Origin of the sequence: Sinosporangium album (genome assembly GCF_900100605.1) — a bacterium.
In the GTDB taxonomy this organism is placed as follows: domain Bacteria; phylum Actinomycetota; class Actinomycetes; order Streptosporangiales; family Streptosporangiaceae; genus Sinosporangium; species Sinosporangium album.
The window spans coordinates 54,723-74,686 of sequence record NZ_FNCN01000024.1 but is presented as its reverse complement, the minus strand read 5'-3'; the positions used below and the strand labels follow the sequence as shown (position 1 = coordinate 74,686).

Sequence of the window (19,964 nt, the reverse complement as noted above, 5' to 3'; positions counted from 1 at the left end):
CTGCCAACAGGGAGGGGTGCGGATCGCTCCACCGAGGGGCGCGGGAACCCCCGCGCAGCCCGGACCTCGACTTTCTTCACACATGGTCCGTAAATCGAGTTACGGGCCTCAAGAAATTCAATTCCAGCGTGAGGCGATTTTCCACGCGCACATGCGCACCCAAATAGTCATGATGGCATTGACGACAATCCACGTGGAGGCTTAAGTGATAATGGTCACCATGATCGTTTATGGCCTGCTGCTGGGACGCTGGTGGCGGTTCACGCTGATCACCGCAGCGGCCATCTGGCCGACGTATCTCCTGGTCACAGGCGAGACGAATGCCACGGGACCGCTCCTGCTGGCCGCGGCCTGGGGAGCGCTGACCGCCGCCGTAGGCGTCGCCGTCCACCAGGGAATCCTCTGGCTGTTCCGCCGTTCCGGGCGTGGCGAGCGCAAAACCCGCCAGAACGCGTCACGCTGAAAAACGGTTGCGCACGCCACGCCGACGGACAGGCGAAAGCGGAATTCCCGCTTCCGCACTGGCACATCTAGATCACTTCGGGGTCCCCGCCGGATTCACTCACCATCGCGAGGCCGGCGGCGGCCCAGGACTGCATGCCCCCGCCCACGTTGACGGCGTCCCATCCGCCGTGGTTCAACCAGGCCGCCGCGTGAGCCGAGCGCCCGCCGACCCGGCAGATCACGTAGACCTGGGCCCCCTTGGGCACCTCCGCCACACGGCTCTGCAGCTCGCCGAGGGGGATGTGGACGGCGGTCGGCGCATGCCCGGCCTGCCACTCGTCATGCTCGCGCACATCAAGCACGTAGGCGTCGTCGGGAACGGCTCGCACATCGACCTCTGGGACCATCATGCCCCCATTGTCCCAGCTAACGGAGGTGGTGCGTGCTATTTCAGCAGTCTGGAAAGCCGCCGGTCGGCCAAGGGTTTCCCGCCCGTCTGGCACGTGGGGCAGTACTGCAGCGACGAGTCGGCGAACGACACTTCACGGATAACGTCCCCGCACACACCGCATTTCTCCCCGGTGCGCCCGTGGACCCGCAGGCCCGACTTCTTCTCTCCTTTCAGGTCCTTGGCCGCGAGCCCCCTGGACCGTTCCACCGCTTCGCGTAACGTGGTCACGATCGCCTCGTACAGACCGGCGATCTGCGCGTCGGTCAGCGTCGCCCCGACCTTGAAAGGCGACATCTTCGCCGCGTGCAGCACCTCATCCGAGTACGCGTTCCCGATCCCGGCGATCACGCTCTGATCGCGCAGCAGCCCCTTGATCTGCGTACGGCTACCGCCCACCAGCCCGCCCAGCCGCTCCGGCGTGAAGTCCCCGCCCAGCGGGTCAGGCCCCAGCCGCGCGATCCCCGGCACCGAGGCGGGGTCGGCCGCCACATAGACCGCGAGGCGCTTCTGCGTCCCGGCCTCGGTGAGCTCGAACCCCGGCTCCGCGCCGTCGTCGTCGGGCGCCAGCCGTACTCTCACCGCGAGGGGCCCCTTGCCCGGGCGGACGGGCTTGGCGCCGGATAGGTCGTCCCTCCAGCGCAGCCAGCCGGCGCGGGCCAGGTGGATGACGAGGTGCAGCCCGTCGATGTCGAGGTCGATGAACTTGCCATGCCGGGAGACTCCGGTCACCGTGAGCCCGCCGAGCGCGGTGACGGGCGGGTCGACGGTCTTGAGGGCCTGGAAGGCCACGACCTCGACCCGCTGTACGGCACGGCCCACCGCGCGCTCCCGTAGGAACTCAACAAGCGATTCCACTTCAGGAAGTTCCGGCATGCCCACACATTAACCGCAGGTCACGGCACATCCCAGAACGCGAGCTCGTGGGCGACACCCTCGGTGAAGAGGGCCTTGGCCCGCTCGAGATCGGGCGCCGCCTCGTCGATCATCTGCCCGATCCGGGCGGCCAGCGCGGCGAACCCGGGGTCGGCGTAGGTGTCCACCCACTTGCGGTAGCGCGGTTCCGTGGGCGGGTTTTCGGCGAGGATCTGCCCGAGGGTGGAGTATCCCCACATGCACGGATAGAGCGCCGCGAGGCCCTCCGCGTAGTTCGCCGCCGACTCCAGCAGGAACCGCGTGTACGCCTCGCAGGCCGGCCCCTTCTTCGCCCCTTCAAGGTCGGCCCCGAACTCCGCCGACAGGGACCTGTGCAGATCCAGCTCCTCGTGGTAGGTCGCGTGGGCCAAGTCGACCAGGTCGCCCAGGTGGGCGGCCGGGGCCTGCCAGGCCAGCCGCGAGAACACGCGGACGTAGTCGTGCAGGAACAGGTAGTCCTGCTCCAGCCACGACCGGAACACCGGCTCGGGCAGGTCACCGTGGGCGATCCCCCGCACCGTGGGGTGCGCGAGTTGGGCGTCGAGCAGGGGACGGCCGATAGCGTGGAGTTCCGAAGAAATGCTCATGAGTACAGGATTGTCGCAAATCAGGGCCGCGGTCGGCCGTCCCGGCCTGCGGCTTTGCCCCGGGTGTCGAAACCGGCGCCATCGATCACCATCGCCTAGGCTCGGGGTGTGAACGTGATGATTGCGGAGGAACTGCTCCTCCTCGCCTATAGCGAGGAGGAAGGAAAGCCCCTGGTCAGCGGGACCCAGGTGGATACCGCGCTCGGCGGTGCCGTACTGGCCGAACTCGCCATCCTCGGACGGGTCAGCCTCGAAGGGAAGAAAGTCGTCCTTCAGGACTCCACGCCCGTGGGGGACGACGAGCTGGACTCCGCACTGACCAAGATCGCCGAATCGCGCACCGAGCGCAAACCCGACTGGTGGGTCTACAAGTTCTACACGTCCAAGCTGCGCCAACGGCTGCTCACCCGGCTCGCCGAGCGCGGAGTGCTCAGCGAGGAACGGGTGAAGGTGCTGGGCTTCATCCCCCTGAACCGCTACCCCGAGCGGGACCCGAGCATCGAACAGGCCGTCCGCGCCCGCGTGACCGACGTCCTCGGCGGGGCCGAGCCCGACGAGCGTGTGGCCGTGCTCCTCTCCCTGCTCAAGGCGTGCCGCCTCGACCGCAAGGCCTTCCCCGACGCGGACAAGCAGCGGATCAAGGAGATCACCGAAGGCGAGTGGGCCGGCGCGGCCGTCAAGAAGACCATCGACTCGATCAACGCCGTCGTGATCGTAACGGTGACCACGGGCGTAATCGTGGGCACCGCCGGCGGCGGGAGCTGACGGGAACGGGCCGGTACGGCTCACGCCGTACCGGCCCCACCGCTCACCCTCCGGAGTTGAGCACGTCCTTCGGCACCGGCTTGCCCTCCGCGAGCGCGTTGAACATGCGCAGTGCGCTCTCCCGCTGCCATTGGAGCACCGACCCGACCCCGGGAACGTTCGCGGGGGTCACGGGCACGCTGGTGGTGATGGGGTTGCCGCCCATGGCGAGCCCCAGCGACAGCAGGTTGAACGCGCTGGTGCCGCCGTCCACCACGACCGCGTCGGTCGCGCTGGTGGCCAGGGGGACCATGCGGAACGGGTTGATCAGTGTGCCCGGGCTGGACGCCTTCTTGACCACGGCCGCGAAGAACTGCCGCTGCCGCTGGGCCCGGTCCAGGTCGGGCAGGCCGCCGGTGACCCTGGTGCGGACGTAGCCGAGGGCCGTGCCACCGTCCATGTCCTGGCAGCCCTTCTTCAGGTTGATGCCGGCCTTGGGGTCCTTGAGCGGCTGCTTGACGCAGATGTTGACGCCGCCGACCGCGTCCACGATGTCCACGAACCCCGCGAAACCCACCTCCATGTAGTGGTCGATGCGGAGCCCGGTGACCTCTTCGACCGTCCTGGCCAGCAGCGGGGCTCCGCCGAAGGCGTAGGCCGCGTTGAGTTTGTTGCGCCCCTTGTTGTGGATCGGGACGTAGGAGTCCCGCGGAAGGCTGACCAGGACCGGACGTCCGTCGTCGGGAATGTGGAGCAGCATCATCGTGTCGGTGCGCTGGCCCGCCGCCCGGCCGGTGGCCAGGCGATTGCGGTCGGCCCTGCTCAGCCCCTTGCGGCTGTCGGAGCCCACGAGCAGCCAGTTCGTCCCGGCGGTGTCGTCGCGCCGACCCTCGTAGTCGGCGAGCACCTTGTCATTGGCAGCCAGACGCCCGTTGATCCAGAAATATCCAACAATGCTGGCGACCAGCAGGAGCACGAGCAGCCCCGCCAGCAGCCGAACCACAAGCCGCCCGTTAAACCGGAACCCCCCGCCCCCGCGAGACCCTCGCGGACCACCCGGACCACCCGGACCACCCGAACCACGTGGACCACCCGAACCACGTGGACCACGTGGCCCGTCGCCGCCCCGCCCCGTCACCTTCGACATGAACGAAGAACCCGACGACCCGCCACCTCGCAGCGGCCGGGCCTCCGACGTGCCGGGCCGCTCCTTGCCGTAGACCCGCCCAGGACGCTGAGGATTGTTACCCGATGGTTTCTCAGAAGAACCGGGCGAAGAGTGAGACGACGGCCTGCGCGGGGAAGCATCGGAACCATGCGACGGCAACGCCATGGTCGGATCCGCCGCGCCCCCTCCGCCGCGCCGCCCGCCACCCCGCACCGGGCCTCCCGAAGGCGGGCGCTCCCCCTGGGGAGGGCGCATCCGGCGCGTGCGGTCGTCGTTCGGCCTGTCACCCAAGTGAAAAACTCCACCCACATCCAGTGAAACGAAAGCTCAAGAACCCTGGCCCCTTCGACGCTACGCGGTGTCATCCGCAGGTGTCGCACCTCGACCAAGTCTTCCTCAAGGAAAAGTACTCACCCCTCTTGCAACTCGCCAACAAACGGGCCCTCACCAGGGTCCCGGAAACAAGAACCCCTGCGTGATTCGTTACCGTTTCAGAACCACCTCTACCGAAAGGACGATCGTGTCCACTCCGGACCCGTGGAGTACCGGCCCGTGCGCGAGCACGGGGTCACATGACATCTCCACGTCGACGCCACGAACCGGCTCCAGCACGGAGCCGCTCACGTGAGCACCGCTCTCGGCCTGCTGGCCGTCTTTGTTCTCACCTTCGGCACGGGCTACTTCGTCGCCCAGGAATTCGCCTTCGTCGCCGCAGACCGCAGCCTGCTCCGTGAACAGGCCGAAGCCGGAGACCCCGCCGCCAAACGCGCCCTCGCCGTCACCGGCAGGCTGTCGTTCATGCTCTCCGGAGCCCAGCTCGGCATCACCGTCACGGCCCTCCTCGTCGGCTTCATCGCCGAACCGGCCATCGCCGTCACCGTACGCCCCGGACTCACCTCACTCGGTATACCAGCCGCCGCCGTCACCGGCGTCTCCGTCGCCATCGGCGTCATCATCGCCACCGCGATCCAGATGATCCTCGGCGAACTCGCCCCCAAGAACCTCGGCATCGCACGCCCCGAAGTCGTGGCCAAAGCCCTGTCACGCTCCACCCTGATCTACCTCAAGGTGGCGGGCCCGATCATCCGGTTCTTCGACTCCGCCGCCACCGGCCTGCTCCGCAAGGTCGGCGTCGAGCCCATCGAGGAAGTCGAACACGGAGCCACCCCCGAGGAGCTCTCGCGCATCATCGCCGAATCCAAGGCGTCCGGCGAACTGCCCGCGAAACTCTCCGAACTGCTCGACCGAGCCCTCGAATTCGGCGACCGCACCGTCGAAGAGATCATGGTGCCCCGTCCGCGCGTCGTACACCTACGCGCCGAGCGGCCCATCACCGACCTCATCGACACCCTGCGCCGTGCCGGCCACTCCCGCTACCCCGTCCTCGGCGCCGACGGCGACGACGTCGTCGGAGTCACCGGGGTCCGCGAACTCCTCAAGTCCGGCGTCAGCGACGCGGCCATCTCCACCATCACCAGGCCGGCCCTGCTCGTGCCCAGCTCGCTGCCCCTGCCCCCCCTCCTCGAACGCATGCGCACCTCCGGCGACGAGATCGCCTGCGTCATCGACGAGTACGGCGGGCTCGCCGGAGTCGTCACCGTCGAAGACCTCGCCGAGGAACTCGTCGGCGAACTGGTCGACGAGAACGACCCCGTGCCGCTCGGCATCGTCCCCCAGGAAGAGGGTGTCTGGCACGTCCCCGGAACCCTCCGCCTGGACGAAGTCGAACGCGCCATCGGCGTCGCACTCCCCGAAAGCGACGACTACGACACCCTCGGCGGTCTGATCCTCGCCGGACTCGGCCGCATGGCCGAACCCGGCGACACCGTCACCGTACGGCTCCCGCACGACGCCGACCTGCTCGACGACCAACCCCCCGTACGCGAGGCCGGGCTCACCGTCCTGTCCGTCCACCGCCGCGTGCCCGAGTGGGTACGGCTGGCGCAAGCCGTACCGTCGAGGAGTGCCCAGTGAGCATCACCGCATCGCTTCTCCTCGGCGTCGTGCTGCTCATCGGCAACGCCTTCTTCGTCGCCGCCGAATTCGCCGTCATCTCCGCACGCAGACACCGCCTGGAGGAAGTCGCCGGCGGCGCCGGCCGGCTCACCCGGGCCGCCGCCCGCGCCGCCGTACGCGGCGGTCGCGAACTGTCCCTCATGCTCGCGGGGGCCCAGCTCGGCATCACCCTGTGCTCCCTCGGCCTCGGCATGGTCACCGAACCGGCCATCGAGCACATGCTCGAACCGGTCTTCGCCGCCGTCGGGCTGCCCGACTCCCTCCACGTGCCCATCTCGTTCACCATCGCGCTCGCCCTGGTGACGTTCCTGCACATGGTCATCGGGGAAATGGCCCCCAAATCGTGGGCCCTCACCCACCCCGAGCAGGCCGCCCTCAGCCTGGCCCTGCCGTTCCGCGGCTTCGTCTGGATCGCCCGGCCGCTGCTCGCGACCCTCAACGGCTTCAGCAACCTGCTGCTGAAACTCTTCGGCGTCAACCCCCGCGACGAACTCGCCACCACCCGCACCCCGCACCAGCTCGCCATGCTCGTCGGCGAATCAGGCCGCATGGGCCTCCTCGACCGCGCCGAGCACGACCTTCTCACGCGCGCCCTGCGCACCTACGGCGAAGGCGTCGAACGCCTCGTCATCCCCATCGCCGACGTCGCAGCCGTCGCAGCCAACGCCCCCGACGACCTCGTCCACGCCGAGGCCGCCCGCAGCGGCCACCTGCGCCTCCTCGTCAACACCGGCACCCCGGACGACGTCGTCGGCGTCCTACACACCCGCGACATCCTCATCCACCCCGGCCGCACGCCCGGCGAAATGGCCCGCCCCATCCCCCGACTCCCCGCCGCCACCACCCTCCCCGAAGCCGTCACCGCCCTCCAGGAAGCCCACGCCCACCTCGGCCTCGTCACCGACCCCGCCGACCGCGTCATCGGCATGGTGAGCCTCAGCGACCTCATCGGCGAACTGCTCGACACCCGCGTGGCAGCCGCACGCTAACCGCACAAGGCCGTGCGGTCCGTGGGGAACGGGACGCACGGCCTTCGCCATGTCCAAGCACAGGCACTCCGCCTGATCCGGCCCCTCGGCACCGTGGCGGGCCATGCATGTCGTGACGCGAGAAGGAAAGCCCGCGGCAAGGCCCCCTACCCGCGTCACCCACCCCCATGGTAGATCATCTTTCACACCCAAACGATCACAGCACAGTCACCCCACCAACATCTCGGACAACATCCGCAACAACCCCTCAAGCAAACGACCACCAGCCCAAACCCACACGACCCCCCAGACACCAATAGAAACAACGCCCCTTCAGGTGCGGGAAAGGGACCGAATCGGGCGACTCCCGAACGGAAACAGGACCGGTCGGGCGACTCCCGAACGGAAACAGGGCCGGTCGGGCGACTCCCGGGACGTTGGCCTGCCACGACAGCCGACTCCCAGAGGCTGGCCAAGCAGTATCTATTGCGCGCCTCCGGCGCGCGGCGAGGGGGCTCTTGATCCGGGTCTGATGGCGACACTGCGTGTCGCGGCGAGGGGGCTCTTGACCCGGTGCTTTCCCTCGTCGCTCTGGTCGCTGCGCTCCCGACGCTCCTCAGTCCAAGCACCGGCGCCCCCTCGCACTCCCAAGCCGGGCGACTCCCGAACGGAAACAGGACCGGTCGGGCGACTCCCGGGACGTTGGCCCGCCCCAACAGCCGACTCCCGCAAGGGTTAGCCTGCCGGTCAGCCCTCCGGGGCGACCGGCTCCCGGGACGTCGGCCTGCCACGACAGCCGACTCCCAGAGGCTGGCCAAGCAGTATCTATTGCGCGCCTCCGGCGCGCGGCGAGGGGGCTCTTAACCCGGTGCTTTCCCTCGTCGCTCTGGTCGCTACGCTCCCGACGCTCCTCAGTCCAAGCACCGGCGCCCCCTCGCACTCCCAAGCCGGGCGACTCCCGAACAGGAACAGGACCGGTCGGGCGACTCCCGAATGGAAACAGGACCGGTCGGGCGACTCCCGAATGGAAACAGGACCGGTCGGGCGACTCCCGAATGGAAACAGGACCGGTCGGGCGACTCCCGAACGGGAAAAGGCCGAATCAGGCGACTCCCGGGACGTTGACCTGCCACGACGGCCGGCTCCCGAACGGGCCGGGGTGTTGGCTGGACCAGTAGAGCCCCCGCCCCCGCAGACAGCCCCCAGAGCCCACCCCCAGCCCAGACCGCCGATTCCCAAACCTTGGCCCAGCCCCCGAGCCGACTCCCGAATCTCGGCCCCCGGCCCTCTGGTCGACTCCCAGCCATGGCCCCCGGCCACCATCCCCGGCCCCCGGCCACATGCACGGGGGGTCCGGGGGGCAGAGCCCCCTGGCCCGGGGGTCCGGGGGTCGTCCCCCGGTGTAAACGACGAGAAGACCACGAGGGAGCAGACTCCGTCTGCGACCAGGCGTGGCCAACTTCGAGTGGGCGAGGAGGGATTTGAACCCTCACGTCCTTTCGGACACACGGACCTGAACCGTGCGCGTCTGCCGTTCCGCCACCCGCCCTTGTGGGTGCTGAGAAACAGTAGCACGGGAAAGCCGGTGCGGCTGAACCCGGATACGATCCCTCTAGACATGGAGGAAGGGAGGTACCCGGTGGGAGTCCTTCAGCGCTTCGAGCGCAGGCTCGAGGGCTTGGTTGAGGGGGCCTTTGCACGGGCGTTCAAGTCTGACCTTCAGCCGGTCGAGGTTGCCAGCGCGGTGCAGCGTGAGATGGATGAGCGGGCGGCGATTGTTGCTCAGGGCCGCACTCTTGTCCCGAACGACTTCGTGGTTGAGCTGTCTACGACCGACAGTGAGCGGCTTGAGGTCTATGCCGACAGCATCGGCCATGAGTTGGCGAACCTTGCCCGGGAGTACGCCAAGGAGCAGGGCTATTCCTTCGTTGGGCCTGTCCGGGTGCGTTTCGAGACCGCCGATGATTTGGCGGTGGGTCTGTTCCGCATCCGTTCGGGTGTGATCAGGGGCGCGACGGTCGAGCAGGATGAGATCCGTCAGCCGGTGAGTGATCTGCCGCAGGCGCGGCAGGGCGCGTTCACGGGCCGGCCGAGGTTGTTGGTGTCGACTCAGGACGATCCGCAGGGGCAGCGTTCGTTTGAGTTGGCCACTCCTGTGACCTTGCTAGGTCGGGGCACTGACTGCGATCTTCGTCTTGTCGATCCGGGTGTGTCTCGGCATCACGCGGAGTTGCGCGTGGAAGGCCCTACAGTCGCTCTAGTCGATCTTGGATCGACGAACGGCACTTTCGTTAACGGCCAGCCGATCCGCCGGGTCGAGCTCCAGAACGGCACTCGTGTGACTCTGGGGCGCACAACCCTGGTGTTCCGGCGCGATTAGAGGTAGACAAACGGTCCATGTCCGAGCTCACGCTGCTGCTGATCCGGCTCGCCTTTCTCGCGGTGCTGTGGTTCTTTGTGATTGCCGCGGTCGGCGTGATCCGGACAGACTTGTTCGGACCACGCACGGCACCGGCCACTCCGCGAAAACCGCCTAAGCCCACAAAGCAGACGGCCAAACCCAAGAAGGGGGGACCACGTCAACTCATCGTTATCGCCGGCCCCCTTCAGGGGACCGTCATCGACCTCACGGAGACGCCCATCACCATCGGCCGGGCTACTGACGCCACGCTGGTCCTCAGTGACGATTACGCATCTAGCCGGCACGCCCGGCTCTTCCCCCAGGACGGTCAGTGGATCGTGGAAGATCTCGGCTCGACCAACGGCACATATCTCGACCGCTCGAAAGTGTCCCGCCCGACCCCGGTGCCGCTCGGTGTTCCGATCCGCATCGGCAAGACCGTCATTGAATTGCGCAAATGACCATCGCACTCCGCTACGCCGCCCGCTCGGACGTCGGCCTCCTCCGTGAAGGGAACGAGGACTCGGCGTATGCGAGCCCACGCCTGCTGGCCGTCGCAGACGGCATGGGCGGGCATGCCCACGGCGAGGTGGCCAGTTCGGTCGCCATCGCCGCGATGGCCGCCCTCGAAGAAGACCCGCACGAGGCCGACCTGCTCGGCGCCGTGGAGTCGGCGGTCCGTGACGCCAACCGCAGGCTGCACGAGATGGTGGGGCGAGACCCGAGCCTCAAGGGGATGGGCACGACCCTCACCGCGATGCTCTGGAAGGGCACACAGCTCGCCCTTGTGCATGTCGGGGACTCGCGGGCCTATCTGCTACGCAGAGGCGAGCTCTACCAGATCACGCACGATCACACCCTCGTGCAGTCGCTGGTGGACGACGGCCGGATCACGCCGGACGAGGCGGCCACGCATCCGCAGCGGTCGATCCTGCTCCGCGCGCTCGACGGCAGCGGGGAGGTCGATCCCGACCTCTCGCTCCGGGAGGCGCAGGTGGATGACCGCTATCTGCTGTGTTCGGATGGACTGACCACCGTGGTCGGGCCTGAGACACTGCATCAGACCTTGACCGCCATCGACGATCCCGAAGAGGTCGTCCGCGCCCTCATCGACCTGGCCAACCGGGGCGGCGGGCCGGACAACATCACCTGCGTGGTGGCCGACGTCCTGGACGTGGACGACTCGCTCATCCCGCTCGGGCAGGCGACCTTCGTGGGGGCGGCCGGGTCGGGCCGGCTCTCCTCGCTGAACGCCGGGGGCGGTGGCGCGCCCCCGGGCGGGGCCGCCGTCACCGCTCCCCAACCGGCGATTCTCTCCGACGATGACGACGGCCGACCCGGTGCCCAGGCGCCGGGTCGGCCCGCCCGAAGACGACGTCTGTGGCCGATCCTCGCGACGGCGCTGGGCGCCGGCGTCGTCGTGGTGGGTGTCGGCGGTTTTTTCGTCTGGCAGTGGACGCAGGACCAATACTTCGTCGGCACCAGCGCCAACGAAGTGGTCGTGTTCCAGGGGGTCAACACCGAGATCGGCCCTTTCCAGCTGTTCGACGTCGCCCGCCGTACCGGCATTGAGGTCAGCACACTCAAAGCCTTCGAACAGGGGCAGGTCCGCGACGGGATAGCGGTCTCCAGTGTCGACGCCGGCGTGAAGAAGATCGACGAGCTCAGAGCGGCAGCCGCCACGCAGAAAACGGCCAGCACCAGCTCGGAGGAGACCGGCGACACCAGCGACACCGGCAAGTCCGCCGAGGAGAGCCCCGACAAACAGCAGAGCCGGCAGGACAGGACGGAAAGCTCCCAGCAGAAGCCCAAGAGCAGCACGGCGAGCCCGACACCGACAGGCACGAGGTCTCAATAGGTGAACGCGGTCAGCGAAGCCCCAGTCCTGATGCCCGCCAAACGGCGTGTGGCCCATCTGGCCATGCTCGCCGGAGCGGTGGGCGTCGTCATGCTCGCCTACGCGAACGTGGGCCTCGCCCTCAACGGCAGCGTCCCGGCCGGCATGCTCACGTACGGCCTGGGCCTCGGTGGCCTCGTCCTCATCGCCTACCTGGTGCTCGCGAAGTTCGCCCCGTGGGCCGACCCCCTGATCCTCCCGCTGGTCACGCTGGTCAACGGCCTCGGGTTGGTCATCATCTACCGCATCGAGGAGGCCGGGAAGGAGGTCGGCGCCTCCGCCGCGACCCAGCTTTTCTGGACCGCCATCGGCATTGTGATGTTCTCGGTGACGCTGATCGTGCTGCGCGACCATCGCGCGCTGCAGCGCCTCACCTACACCGCCGGCGCCGCAGGTCTCGCCCTGCTGATCGCACCGCTCCTCCCGCTCATCGGTCACGAGCAGTTCGGCGCACGTATCTGGATCAACATCGCCGGCTTTACCCTTCAGCCCGCCGAGCTCGCCAAACTCGCCCTCGCTGTGTTCTTCGCCGGCTACCTCGTGGCCAAACGCGACGTCCTGGCCCTAGCGGGCAAACGCCTGCTCTTCATCGACCTGCCTCGCGCCCGCGACCTCGGCCCTGTGCTCATCACCTGGGTCATCAGTGTCGGCATCCTCGTGCTCCAGAAGGACCTCGGCACGTCGCTCCTGATGTTCGGCGCATTCGTGATGATGCTCTACATCGCCACCCAGCGCACGTCGTGGGTGCTCATCGGCCTCCTGCTGTTCGTCGGCGGTGCCTTCATCGCCGGGCAGATCTTCAGCCATGTGGGCGACCGCTTCAACGTGTGGCTCGACCCCTCGAATTCGATCTACTACGAACGTGAGTTCGGCGGCAGCTACCAGCTCATGCAGAGCCTGTTCGGCCTCGGCACAGGCGGCATCCTCGGTACCGGTCTCGGCCAGGGCAGCCCTGAGGAGATCCCGCTCGCGTTCTCGGACTTCATCTTCGCCGCGGCAGGAGAGGAACTCGGCCTCACCGGCCTGATGGCCCTGCTGCTGGTCTACGGCCTCATCGTGCAGCGCGGACTTCGTACGGCTCTCGCGGCCCGCGATCCCTTTTCGAAGCTGCTCGCGGGTGGTTTGTCCTTTGTGCTGGCCTGGCAGATTTTCATCATCGTCGGCGGTGTCACCCGTCTGATCCCGTTGACCGGCCTGGTGACGCCGTTCATGTCCCAGGGCGGCTCGGCGCTGCTGGCCAACTGGATCTTGATCGCGCTACTGGTGAGGATGTCCGACTCGGCCCGCCGCCCGCCGCCGCAAGCCATTCAAGACGAAGGACTCACACAGGTGTTCCAGCGATGAACGGCACCCTCAAACGTGCCTCACTCGCCTGCATGCTGCTGTTCGGCCTGCTCATGCTGAACGTGAACTACGTGCAGGTGGTCCAGGCGGAGGACCTTCGCGCCGACGGCCGCAACAAGCGCAACCTCTACGCGCGCTACGAGGTCGAGCGAGGCCGTATCACCGCAGGCGACAAGGTGCTGGCCGAGTCGGTGGAGAACAAGGACACGAGCAGTAAATACCGCTACCTCCGCCGCTACCCGGAAGGCGAAATCTACGCGCACATCACGGGGTTCTTCGCCCCTGAGCAGGCGACGCAGATCGAGGGCTCGCACAACCGGCTGCTCAACGGCTCCCATCCCGATCTTTTGATCCGGCGCGGCATCGACCTGCTCAACAGCGAGGCGTCCAAAGGGGCCAACGTCGACCTGACGATCATGCCGAAGGCGCAGGAGGCCGCGCACAAGGCGCTCAGCCAGAGCGGAAAGCGCGGCGCGGTGGTGGCGCTCGACCCGAAGACCGGCGCGATTCTCGCCATGGTCTCCCTGCCCACCTTCGACCCGAACCCGCTGTCCAAGCCGGACAGGAGCGAGGTCAACGAGGCATATAAGGCGATCGAGAAGAGAGCCGGCGGGCCGCTGCTCAACCGCGCGATCAACCAGTCTTATGCGCCCGGCTCGACGTTCAAGGTCGTCACCGCCGCCGCCTTCTTGGAGGACGACGAGTCCAGGGGCGCCCAGACCCAGGTGTCGGCCCCCACCGTCCTCAAGCTGCCGAACACCTCGGTCGGACTGCCCAACTCCGGCGGGGCGGCGTGCGGCTCCGGCACCGTCTCCCTCGTCTACGCCCTTGAGGTCTCCTGCAACACGCCGTTCGGCCAGATCGGCATGGACCTCGGCTACGACGCGCTGAACGAGCAGACACAGAAGTTCGGCGCCGGTGAGGACCTGGAGATCCCGATGTCGGTGTCCAAGAGCACCATCGGCAAGGAGGAGGACAAGGCCGCGATCGCCAAGACGTCCATCGGCCAGCAGAGCAACCAGATGACCCCGATGCAGATGGCCATGGTGGCGGCGGGCATCGCCAATAACGGCGTGGTCATGAAGCCGTACCTCGTGAAGGAGATCGCCGACAGCGAGGGCACCGAGATCGAGAAGGCGGACCCCGAGGAGTTCACCACCGCGGTGACCGAGGAGACCTCACGCAAGCTGCGGGAGATGATGGTCAGCGTGGTCAACAACGGCACCGCCAAGTTGGCCCAGATCCCCGGCGTCGCCGTCGGGGGCAAGACCGGCACCGCGGAGACGGCGGACGGCAAGCCCCCGCATGCCTGGTTCATCTCCTTCGCCCCCGCCGTCAACCCCGAGGTCGCGGTGGCGGTCATCGTCGAGTCCGGTGGCAGAGCGGGCAACGAGGCTTCCGGTGGTCAGACGGCGGCTCCGGTCGCCCGCGCGGTGATGGCGGCGGTGCTAGGGAAATGACCGCCGAAGGCACCCTGCTGGGCAACCGCTACCTGCTCGTCTCCCGTATCGCCGAAGGCGGCATGGGGGAGGTCTGGCGTGGCAGGGACGAGTTGCTCGGCCGGGAGGTCGCGGTCAAGCTGCTCCGCCGGCACATGGCCGCCGATCCCGCCTTCAGGCACCGTTTCCGCACCGAGGCGCAGATCGCCGCGGGCCTTGCCGATCAAGGAATCGCCCAGGTCTTCGACTACGGCGAGCAGAGCGACGGCGCCTACCTCGTCATGGAGCTCGTCCACGGCGAGCCGCTGTCGGTCATCCTGGCCCGCAACGGCTCGCTGGGCGCCGCCACCGCCCTCGACATGGTGTCGCAGACCGCCAAGGCGCTGCAGGTCGCGCACAGTTCGGGGTTCATCCACCGCGACATCAAGCCGAGCAACCTGCTGGTGACCGAGGCCGGACTGATCAAGATCACCGACTTCGGCATCGCCCGCGCCCTTGAGGCGGCGCCCGTCACCCAGACCGGCACGGTCGTCGGCACGGTGCAATACGTCAGCCCCGAACAGGCGTCGGGCCTGCGCCTGACCCCCTCCACCGATCTCTACTCCCTCGGTGTGGTCGCCTACGAGTGCCTGGCGGGCGCGCCTCCGTTCCAGTCCGACAACCAGGTCGCGCTCGCGCTCCAGCACATCAACCAGGCGCCACCGCCTCTTCCGGCTTCGGTGCCGCCGGAGGTCGCGGCGCTCGTCATGTCGTGCCTCGCCAAGGACCCCGCCCGGCGTCCCGCCACCGCCCGCGAACTGTCCGACCGCGCCTACGTGCTGCGGGAGTCCCTCGACGCCCCCGACGCGGGGCACCTGCGCAGCCTCACCGACCCCGCGGGGTGGGGGGCGCAGAGCGACCCGGGCCGCCGGCCGGCCGGGCCTGTGCCGTACCCCGTCGACGTGGCGGACGGCGGCGGCACGCCGATGCGTACGGCGGGAGCCCTCGGTGACGTGCCGCAGATCCCCGACGAACCCGGTGTCTACGACGCGACGCGCTTTTCCGGTGTGGCCGCCCCGGCCGTCCCTGTGGGGCGAGTACGCCAAGGGCGTAGAAGAGCGCGGGCCGCCCTGGCCGCCGCCGGGTGCGCGGCCGCGGTGAGCCTCGGGGCCGTGGCGATCGCCACCATGGGCTCACCACCTGTGGGGGGAGCCGAACCGGTCGCGCCACCGACACCCACCAAGAGCCAGAAGCCGGTCAAGACGCGAACCCCGAGCGTCAGAACACCCATACTTCGCCCAAAGCCGACTCGGCCCACCCCATCCGTGTCGGCTACCGTAAGCACGTCGGCTTCTCCCGAACCGGAGCCGACACCGACCCCGACTCCAACCCCCACGCCGACCCCGACGATCACCACTCCCAGCCCGACGCCGAGCACGACACCAAGCATCACTCCGGAACCCGGAGACACCGATCCGCCTATGGCGGAGACGTGATGTGGCAACGGGTCGACGATGGACACCGACGGAACAGCCAACCTGTCGGCACCCAAGATGAACGGTAAGGGACTGTGCAGGAAATGACTCAACCTCGGCTCCTAGGCGGGCGTTACGAACTCGACGGTGTGGTCGGGCGCGGTGGCATGGCCGAGGTCTACCGCGCGCGGGATATCAGGCTGGACCGGATCGTCGCCATCAAAACCCTCCGGGCCGACCTCGCCCGAGACCACATCTTCCAGGCCCGGTTCAGGCGTGAGGCGCAATCCGCGGCCTCGCTCAACCATCCGTCGATCATCGCCGTCTACGACACCGGCGAAGACATGATGGACAACACGCCGGTGCCGTACATCGTCATGGAATATGTCGACGGACGCACGCTGCGCGACCTTCTGAGGGCGGACCGCAGGCTGCTGCCGGAGCGGGCCTCCGAGCTGGTCGACGGCATCCTGCGCGCCCTTGACTACAGCCACCGGGGCGGCATCGTCCACCGCGACATCAAGCCCGCCAACGTGATGATCACCCGTGCGGGCGACGTCAAGGTCATGGACTTCGGCATCGCGCGGGCGATGGCCGACTCGGCCGCCACGATGACGCAGACCGCACAGGTCATCGGCACCGCGCAATACCTGTCCCCCGAGCAGGCGCGGGGTGAGCGGGTCGACGCGCGCAGCGACCTCTACTCGACGGGTTGTGTGCTCTACGAGCTGCTGACGGGGCAGCCGCCCTTCACCGGCGACTCGCCGGTGGCGATCGCTTACCAGCACGTGCGTGAGGAGCCGATCCCGCCGTCGCAGATCGACCCGGAGATCCCCCCATGGGCCGACGCCATCGTGCTGAAGGCCATGGCCAAGGACCCCAACCACCGCTACCAGAGCGCCGGCGAGATGCGTGCGGACATCCAGCGCGCCATGTCCGGCATGCCGGTCGACGCGCAGACGATGGCGATGACCGCCAACCACGGCGCGCACACCCGCACGATGCAGCAGCCGCAGCAGCCCGGCGGCGGGGGGCCGGCCACGCAGCTCGCCGGGGACATCCAGCCTTACGAATACGACGACGGCGGACGCGTCGCTCGCCGCCGTCGCGCGGAGTCCGGCGGCGGCAACGCGGCCAAGACCGCGGCCTGGATCATCGTCCCGCTGCTGATCATCGGCACGTTCATCGGCATCGGCTACTACCTGTTCGGGTCCGGTGGGCAGCAAGAGCCCAGTGAGATGGTCAAGCTTCCGTCGGTCGTGACGCAGACGCAGGAGGCCGCCGAGAGGCGGCTGACGGGCCTCGGCCTCAAGGTGGAGGTCACCGAGGAGTTCAGCGACGAGGTGGAGAAGGGCACGGTCATCTCGACCGACCCGGCCGCAGGCATCGAGGTCCCCAAGGAATCCGCGGTCAAGCTCGTGGTCTCCAAGGGCAAGGAGCAGGCCGAGGTGCCCAACGTGGTCGACAAGACCCTGGATGAGGCGAGGTCCGAGCTGGAAGGCGCGGGCTTCGAGGTCAGCGTCACATATGAGAACTCCTCCAAGCCGGAGGAGACGGTCATCAAGACCTCTCCTGAGGCGGGCAAGAAGGCGGAGAAGGGCAGCACCGTCCGGGTCTACGTGCCGAAGGCCGCCGTCGAGGTGCCTGAGGTGATCGGCTACACGCTGAGGGACGCCCAGAACATGCTCCGCGAGGCCGGGTTCAAGTACCGCACGGTCATGCAGCCGAACTCGTCGGTGCCGAAGGGCAACATCATCAGTCAGACCCCGGCGGGCGGCTCCAAGCAGCGCGCGGGCCTGACCGTCACGCTCACCGTCTCCAGCGGCCCGGACACGCCTCAGCCGCCGCCGGTGGAAGAGGAGATCCCGAGTCCTGAGCCGACCGAGACCGTGCCTGAGGGGGAACCGACCCACGACGCTGAGGACCCCGGGTTCCCGCCCACTGACCCGGACACCGACATAGGCGGCTGACAGGCCGACCTGGGACACGGGCCCTCTTCCAGCCGCGGGAAGGGGGCCCGTCTCATTGCCCGCGACCGGCCCGCTCGATCCCCGCCCCGGCATCCCGTGGATCGCTTGGCGTTCACATCGGGTGCGCGCCGCTGACCGGGCACGATGCCCGGAAAACGACAAGAGGGCCTCCGCCGCTCGGGGGCAACGGCGGAGGCCCTCATTGAGTAAGTCGTACGGAACACCCCTGGTGTTACACCATTTCGCGAAGCCAATTAGCGAAAATTTGATGACCGTGCTCGGACAGCACCGATTCGGGGTGGAACTGCACCCCTTCCACCCTCTTTGACCTGTGACGAAGCCCCATAATCACTCCCTCGGGAGTCGCCGCGCTGACCTCTAGTTCGGCGGGAACCGTCTCCGGCAGGACCGCCAGTGAGTGGTAGCGGGTCATGACCACAGGGGTGGGCAGGTCCGCGAAGACCCCCCTGCCGTCGTGTGCGACCGGGCTCGTGCGGCCGTGCATCAGCTCCGGTGCCCGAGCCACCGTCGCGCCGTAGGCGACGGCGATCGCCTGGTGGCCCAGGCACACGCCTAGGAGCGGGAGGTCGCCGTCGGCGCAGTGCCGTACGAGCGGAAGGCTCACTCCGGAGGCCTCGGGGCTGCCCGGTCCCGGACTGATCAACACCCCGTCGACGCCCGACGTGTCGGTAAGCGTCACCATGTCGCGGGGACGCACCTCGCACTCGGCACCGAGTTCGCAGAGATATTGCACGATGTTGTGGACAAAGCTGTCGTGGTTGTCCACCACCAGAACACGGGTCAAGAACCTACCGTCACTCGATCAAGGGGCACTTGCGGCTCCAACCAGGGAAACACGACATACCAGAGTACGGCTCCCGCCATGATGGCCAGTGCTACCGCCGCCACCGCCTTGGCCGCCGCGCCTCCCGGCAGGTGTCGCCAGATCCAACCGTACATATCACTCCCCCAGGCGTTCTCAGGTGCGCCGGTCTTCCCGCATCGCCAGGGTGCCGAAGAGGATCAGGCGTTCGGCTGCGGAGTACTCGGGATGGCACGTCACCAAGGTGATCGTCGCCTCGCTGGGCGCCGCTCCCGGCTCGCCGGGAACTGGGCCGATGACCTCCATCTGCTGGGGCTTGACCACCTTGCTCCCGGTGACGCGGTAGGTGTAGCGGGCCTCTCGCGCCTCCACCACGACCTCGTCGCCGGGTTCGAGCTCGTCGATGCGGTTGAAGGGGGCCGCATAGGTGGTGCGATGCCCCGACAGGACGAAGTTTCCGATCTGGCCCGGCAGCGCGGATCCCGGGTAGTGCCCGGGGCCCTTCTTCAGGTGCTCGAACCCGACGCCCTCGACCACGGCATAGCGGTAGTCCTCCCCGAGCCTCGGTATGCGCAGCAGCGCCAGCGCGTCGCCCAGGCGGATCCTGTCGATCTTGCCCTCGTCGGGCTTCTCCAGGAGCTGCACCTGCAACTGCCGCTGCTGGCGCAGCGTGTAGGATCCGGTGCCCCAGAGCAGATAAGCACAGAACAGCATGAAGACCAGGCCGGCGGTGAGGCACAGCTCTCCGAACCCCCGCAGGATCGCCCTCACCACGCCAGCGTAATGGCGCGATCACTCCCCGCTCGGACGCGACGTACGGCCCGGCCTGCTTTTACGTGACCTTGACTCTGCGGTGGCCGGCGGTCGAGGTTGTGATCGAAGGTGGATCGCCATGGCCGACGGTGACGACTATCCTTGCTTCGGTCTTCGCCTATAGGCGATTAGGCTAACTGACAGTGCCTGTGCGCAATCCGGATGGCACAGGCCCCCATCAGGAGTGTCCAGTGCCCCAGCCCAAGACCCGCAAGAAGGCGGTCTACACCCCGCCGCAGAAGGCCCAGGAGACCAAGGTCAGCCCCCGCTGGCTGGCGCCGACGATGGTCGTGGCGTGGATCATCGGCATCCTGTGGATCGCCGTCTATTACATCGCCCCGGACATGCCCTTCATCAGCGACCTCGCCAACTGGAACCTGCTGGTCGGCTTCGTGTTCATCATCTTCGGCGTGATCCTGTCCACACGCTGGCGCTGAGCCGACTTGCCGTTGAATCGGCTGCGGCGAGACCCCCGTCCGCCGCCGATTTAGCACAAGCCGACGGACGACTCACCGGTTTCCACAGTTTTTTCC

At 67.9% G+C, this 19,964-nt stretch carries 18 protein-coding genes and 1 tRNA gene; 12 read left to right on the top strand and 7 right to left on the bottom strand.

Going from position 1 to position 19,964, the window contains the following annotated elements; genetic code table 11:
- Positions 1–220: 220 nt before the first annotated feature.
- Positions 221–463 (top strand): hypothetical protein, encoded by a 243-nt coding sequence (locus tag BLQ73_RS22380; RefSeq protein ID WP_143020378.1) that lies wholly within the window; start codon positions 221–223, stop codon positions 461–463.
- A 67-nt stretch (positions 464–530) separates the two neighbouring features.
- Here BLQ73_RS22380 and BLQ73_RS22375 read toward each other — a convergent pair whose 3' ends face one another.
- The 3 genes from BLQ73_RS22375 to BLQ73_RS22365 are packed head-to-tail and all read right to left on the bottom strand — an operon-like array spanning position 531 to position 2,394.
- Complete coding sequence (locus BLQ73_RS22375; protein WP_093173003.1) at positions 531–854, bottom strand: rhodanese-like domain-containing protein; 324 nt, start codon at positions 852–854, stop codon at positions 531–533.
- A gap of 35 nt (positions 855–889) precedes the next feature.
- A complete protein-coding gene (locus BLQ73_RS22370) occupies positions 890–1,768 on the bottom strand; it encodes an Fpg/Nei family DNA glycosylase (protein ID WP_093173002.1) in 879 nt (292 codons plus the stop codon).
- A gap of 20 nt (positions 1,769–1,788) precedes the next feature.
- Complete coding sequence (locus tag BLQ73_RS22365; RefSeq protein WP_093173000.1) at positions 1,789–2,394, bottom strand: TenA family protein; 606 nt, start codon at positions 2,392–2,394, stop codon at positions 1,789–1,791.
- Positions 2,395–2,511: 117 nt separating this feature from the next.
- On the opposite strand from BLQ73_RS22365, the gene BLQ73_RS22360 reads away from it, so the two are divergent.
- Positions 2,512–3,159 carry a GOLPH3/VPS74 family protein gene (locus tag BLQ73_RS22360; RefSeq protein WP_245691291.1) on the top strand — a complete coding sequence of 216 codons (648 nt, stop codon included), beginning with the start codon at positions 2,512–2,514 and terminating at the stop codon, positions 3,157–3,159.
- A gap of 43 nt (positions 3,160–3,202) precedes the next feature.
- Here the strand turns inward: BLQ73_RS22360 and BLQ73_RS22355 are convergent, their stop codons facing one another.
- Positions 3,203–4,141: an LCP family protein gene (locus BLQ73_RS22355; RefSeq protein WP_245691278.1), complete on the bottom strand. Its 939-nt coding sequence runs from the start codon at positions 4,139–4,141 to the stop codon at positions 3,203–3,205.
- 789 nt (positions 4,142–4,930) lie between these two features.
- Between BLQ73_RS22355 and BLQ73_RS22350 the strand changes: the two genes are divergently transcribed.
- Positions 4,931–6,280, top strand: a complete 1,350-nt coding sequence (locus BLQ73_RS22350) for a hemolysin family protein (protein ID WP_093172994.1) — start codon at positions 4,931–4,933, stop codon at positions 6,278–6,280.
- On the top strand, positions 6,277–7,311 hold the full coding sequence (locus tag BLQ73_RS22345; RefSeq protein ID WP_093172992.1) for a CNNM domain-containing protein: 1,035 nt from the start codon (positions 6,277–6,279) through the stop codon (positions 7,309–7,311). Before BLQ73_RS22350 ends, BLQ73_RS22345 begins: the two co-directional genes overlap by 4 nt.
- Positions 7,312–8,756: 1,445 nt before the next feature.
- Here the strand turns inward: BLQ73_RS22345 and BLQ73_RS22340 are convergent.
- Positions 8,757–8,839 (bottom strand) — tRNA-Leu (locus BLQ73_RS22340).
- Between the two features lie 90 nt (positions 8,840–8,929).
- Between BLQ73_RS22340 and BLQ73_RS22335 the strand changes: the two genes are divergently transcribed.
- From BLQ73_RS22335 to pknB, 7 genes are all read left to right on the top strand, one after another.
- Positions 8,930–9,670 carry an FHA domain-containing protein gene (locus tag BLQ73_RS22335; RefSeq protein ID WP_093173037.1) on the top strand — a complete coding sequence of 247 codons (741 nt, stop codon included), beginning with the start codon at positions 8,930–8,932 and terminating at the stop codon, positions 9,668–9,670.
- A 17-nt stretch (positions 9,671–9,687) separates the two neighbouring features.
- Positions 9,688–10,152 (top strand): FHA domain-containing protein FhaB/FipA, encoded by a 465-nt coding sequence (locus BLQ73_RS22330; protein WP_093172990.1) that lies wholly within the window; start codon positions 9,688–9,690, stop codon positions 10,150–10,152.
- Entirely contained in the window at positions 10,149–11,549 is a 1,401-nt protein-coding gene (locus BLQ73_RS22325; RefSeq protein ID WP_143020377.1) for a Stp1/IreP family PP2C-type Ser/Thr phosphatase, read from the top strand. The genes BLQ73_RS22330 and BLQ73_RS22325 overlap by 4 nt, the downstream gene beginning before the upstream one ends.
- Before the next feature lie 30 nt (positions 11,550–11,579).
- Entirely contained in the window at positions 11,580–12,932 is a 1,353-nt protein-coding gene (locus tag BLQ73_RS22320; RefSeq protein ID WP_093173035.1) for an FtsW/RodA/SpoVE family cell cycle protein, read from the top strand.
- Positions 12,929–14,392: a peptidoglycan D,D-transpeptidase FtsI family protein gene (locus tag BLQ73_RS22315; protein ID WP_093172989.1), complete on the top strand. Its 1,464-nt coding sequence runs from the start codon at positions 12,929–12,931 to the stop codon at positions 14,390–14,392. Before BLQ73_RS22320 ends, BLQ73_RS22315 begins: the two co-directional genes overlap by 4 nt.
- Positions 14,389–15,846 carry a serine/threonine-protein kinase gene (locus BLQ73_RS22310; protein ID WP_093172987.1) on the top strand — a complete coding sequence of 486 codons (1,458 nt, stop codon included), beginning with the start codon at positions 14,389–14,391 and terminating at the stop codon, positions 15,844–15,846. The genes BLQ73_RS22315 and BLQ73_RS22310 overlap by 4 nt, the downstream gene beginning before the upstream one ends.
- 83 nt (positions 15,847–15,929) lie before the next feature.
- The gene (pknB, locus tag BLQ73_RS22305; RefSeq protein WP_093172985.1) at positions 15,930–17,795 is read left to right on the top strand and encodes a Stk1 family PASTA domain-containing Ser/Thr kinase; all 1,866 of its coding nucleotides are present in this window, start codon (positions 15,930–15,932) and stop codon (positions 17,793–17,795) included.
- 232 nt (positions 17,796–18,027) lie between these two features.
- Here pknB and BLQ73_RS22300 read toward each other — a convergent pair whose 3' ends face one another.
- Together BLQ73_RS22300 and BLQ73_RS22290 are read right to left on the bottom strand one after the other, a co-directional pair.
- On the bottom strand, positions 18,028–18,600 hold the full coding sequence (locus BLQ73_RS22300) for an anthranilate synthase component II (RefSeq protein ID WP_093172983.1): 573 nt from the start codon (positions 18,598–18,600) through the stop codon (positions 18,028–18,030).
- A 174-nt stretch (positions 18,601–18,774) separates the two neighbouring features.
- Positions 18,775–19,389, bottom strand: coding sequence for a class E sortase (locus BLQ73_RS22290; protein WP_093173033.1), 615 nt, complete (start codon positions 19,387–19,389; stop codon positions 18,775–18,777).
- Positions 19,390–19,622: 233 nt separating this feature from the next.
- On the opposite strand from BLQ73_RS22290, the gene BLQ73_RS22285 reads away from it, so the two are divergent.
- On the top strand, positions 19,623–19,868 hold the full coding sequence (locus tag BLQ73_RS22285) for a cell division protein CrgA (RefSeq protein WP_093172979.1): 246 nt from the start codon (positions 19,623–19,625) through the stop codon (positions 19,866–19,868).
- Positions 19,869–19,964: the final 96 nt, after the last annotated feature.

Coding starts and splice junctions, on each gene's coding strand:
- BLQ73_RS22380 (WP_143020378.1), top strand. CDS start 221: ATGATCGTTTATGGCCTGCTGCTGGGACGCTGGTGGCGGTTCACGCTG.
- BLQ73_RS22375 (WP_093173003.1), bottom strand. CDS start 854: ATGATGGTCCCAGAGGTCGATGTGCGAGCCGTTCCCGACGACGCCTAC.
- BLQ73_RS22370 (WP_093173002.1), bottom strand. CDS start 1,768: ATGCCGGAACTTCCTGAAGTGGAATCGCTTGTTGAGTTCCTACGGGAG.
- BLQ73_RS22365 (WP_093173000.1), bottom strand. CDS start 2,394: ATGAGCATTTCTTCGGAACTCCACGCTATCGGCCGTCCCCTGCTCGAC.
- BLQ73_RS22360 (WP_245691291.1), top strand. CDS start 2,512: ATGATTGCGGAGGAACTGCTCCTCCTCGCCTATAGCGAGGAGGAAGGA.
- BLQ73_RS22330 (WP_093172990.1), top strand. CDS start 9,688: ATGTCCGAGCTCACGCTGCTGCTGATCCGGCTCGCCTTTCTCGCGGTG.
- BLQ73_RS22325 (WP_143020377.1), top strand. CDS start 10,149: ATGACCATCGCACTCCGCTACGCCGCCCGCTCGGACGTCGGCCTCCTC.
- BLQ73_RS22320 (WP_093173035.1), top strand. CDS start 11,580: ATGCCCGCCAAACGGCGTGTGGCCCATCTGGCCATGCTCGCCGGAGCG.
- BLQ73_RS22315 (WP_093172989.1), top strand. CDS start 12,929: ATGAACGGCACCCTCAAACGTGCCTCACTCGCCTGCATGCTGCTGTTC.
- BLQ73_RS22310 (WP_093172987.1), top strand. CDS start 14,389: ATGACCGCCGAAGGCACCCTGCTGGGCAACCGCTACCTGCTCGTCTCC.
- pknB (WP_093172985.1), top strand. CDS start 15,930: ATGACTCAACCTCGGCTCCTAGGCGGGCGTTACGAACTCGACGGTGTG.